This window comes from Microbacterium sp. CPCC 204701 (assembly GCF_004010105.1).
In the GTDB taxonomy this organism is placed as follows: Bacteria; Actinomycetota; Actinomycetes; order Actinomycetales; family Microbacteriaceae; genus Microbacterium.
The window spans coordinates 1-2,147 of sequence record NZ_RRYE01000454.1 but is presented as its reverse complement, the minus strand read 5'-3'; the positions used below and the strand labels follow the sequence as shown (position 1 = coordinate 2,147).

At 70.4% G+C, this 2,147-nt stretch carries 3 protein-coding genes; all 3 read right to left on the bottom strand.

Annotated features, from left to right (window positions below; all coding sequences use genetic code 11):
- Positions 1–95: 95 nt before the first annotated feature.
- Positions 96–320: a hypothetical protein gene (locus EIO58_RS16700; RefSeq protein WP_127820419.1), complete on the bottom strand. Its 225-nt coding sequence runs from the start codon at positions 318–320 to the stop codon at positions 96–98.
- A gap of 69 nt (positions 321–389) precedes the next feature.
- Positions 390–830 carry a DUF1622 domain-containing protein gene (locus tag EIO58_RS16695; protein WP_205789345.1) on the bottom strand — a complete coding sequence of 147 codons (441 nt, stop codon included), beginning with the start codon at positions 828–830 and terminating at the stop codon, positions 390–392.
- A gap of 47 nt (positions 831–877) precedes the next feature.
- A complete protein-coding gene (locus EIO58_RS16690; RefSeq protein ID WP_127820417.1) occupies positions 878–1,177 on the bottom strand; it encodes a GNAT family N-acetyltransferase in 300 nt (99 codons plus the stop codon).
- Positions 1,178–2,147: the final 970 nt, after the last annotated feature.

Below are 2,147 nucleotides of genomic sequence, written 5' to 3'. Positions count from 1 at the left end.
CGTGCTCGTCGCACCGTCGGCGTCCTCTCGGTCGGGGTAGTTCACTCCCGGCCGCTCGTACTCGTTGCCCGTCGTGCTCATGGTGCGCTCTCCTCTCAGGGTTCTTCGCCGCGATCGGCGTCGGTCGCCAGATCCGGGTCGGCGCCGCGGCGCACCGCCTCCCCCTCGACCGGGTCGTCCGGCCGCAGGGCCGCATCGGTCAGCAGCGTCTCGGCGTCGGCGGCCTCGGCGCTGCGCTCGCGCGCCTCGAGGTCGTCGTTCTCGTCCCAGCCGCCGGCCGGATCGGCGTCGATGACGCCTTCGGGCAAGTCGCGATCCATCGCGTGCTCCTCTCGTCTGCTCCCAGCGTGCGCGGCATCGCGCGCGGACGACATGGGGTTGACAAGGGGTCACACGGTGTCGGATGCCCCGGCGCCGGCATCCGCGGTGCCTCTGCGGCGTGCGGCGCGATCTCGCGCGATCGCGTCGCCGATCACCTGTCCGCCGCTGCGCAGCAGGGCCCGGCGCCAGGGCAGCGTGCCGTCGATCTCAATCTGGATCGAGATCGAGAGGATGGTCCGGATCACCACGACGACGAACAGGATCGTCGCATCCTCGAGCGAGGGCTTGGACGTGATGGTGCGTATGAGGTCGGCGGCGACGAGCACCTCGAGGCCGAGGAGGATGGCGCCCCCGAGTGTCGTGCGCAGGGTGGTGAACGCAGTCTGGCCGCCCTTGCCTCGCAAGAGCGAACGAGCACCGAGGACGAGCGCCACGGCGAAGCCGATGATCATCGCGGCCGCGCCGATCGCCTCGAACGCGACCGCCACGACGGTGAACACCTCTTCCATATGCACGGCGCCAGCCTAGGGGCTGCGACCTCACCGGTCAGGAGGTGCTAGACGGCGCGGCGCTCGTGAAGGATGCCGCGGCGATCGGGGTTCGCGTCGAACCAGTCCGCGACGTACCAGCAGACGGGAATGACCTTGCGATCGTCGCGGCCCTCGAGCTCGGCGACGGCGCGCTCGACCACCTCGCCCGCATAGCCGTACCCACGGAACGTCGGCACCGTGTAGGCGCGGGTCATCGCCACCGTGCGCCCGTCGTCGCGGTAGTCCAGGACGCTCACCAGGTCATCGCCTCGGTGCAGGGTGTAGCGCGAGGCATCCGTCTCGTGTGTGAAACGCAGCTCAGTCACCCCGACAGCGTACGCCCGGCCTCCCCCATGCGGACGCAGCGCGCGGGATGTCGCGGCGATCGCTCGGCGGGGCTTCAGGGTGCGCTCAGCCGAGCCTCGCGCGGGACGTCAGCGCGCGCCATCCGGCTCGCCGTCGAGGGAGTCGACGGGCAGGAGCCGGAACTCGCGCCGGCGCAGCACGGTGAGGACGATCCGTGCCGTCTGGCGAATGCGCGACGGCCGCGTTCGGCGCACATCTCCTCGACCGCGACGATCCGGTACGAGCGCCCGCGGCGAAGCGCCGTGCCGCCGCCGACGAGCGAGAAGGGGCCGCGGCCGGCGCGCGCCATCCGCAGCGTGAGCGGATTGAGCCGGTGCTTGACGAATGCCAGCCACCAGCGCGTGAGCGGACCATGCGACGGCCTCGTCGACGTCATCATGGGACCAGTCTGGCGCGCGCGTCCGCGGCCAGCCCCACCCCCGGCCTCGATTGAGCAATGTGTCACATTCCGCAATGAACGGGCCACGGCATCCGAGCGATTTGACGCATTGCGACCCACTCGGTCATAATCGGCCACATGACTGACACCGCACGCTCTCTGTCCGCCTGGGAGGCGAACGGGACTGCCGGCATGATGATGGCCGGCCGCGTTGTCATGTGTTGTCGAATGTGCCACTAGCACGGTGACCCCCGTCGGACTCCGCTTCCGCTTCTGAACTCGGAAAGCACGGGGTCCCCCGAAGCACCGGTTTCGTGCGTCGATCACGCGCACCCGGATCTGCTTCGCGCATCGCCCACCGTCGGGCACCCGCCCCATCGGGCTCCCGGCCGACAGGGCCGCAGCACACCCGAACCCGCCCGTTCATCCGGGTTCCTCCCACAAGGACCATCATCATGTCGACCTCCGCTCTTCTCGACCGCCCCGCCACCGCTCCCGCCCGTCACCTCCGCGCCGTGACGGCGCCGACACCGATTCAGGCGCCCCCGGCG

What these genes read in the sequence shown, in the direction of transcription:
- EIO58_RS16695 (WP_205789345.1), bottom strand. Translation starts at nt 830, where the DNA reads ATGGAAGAGGTGTTCACCGTCGTGGCGGTCGCGTTCGAGGCGATCGGC.
- EIO58_RS16700 (WP_127820419.1), bottom strand. Translation starts at nt 320, where the DNA reads ATGGATCGCGACTTGCCCGAAGGCGTCATCGACGCCGATCCGGCCGGC.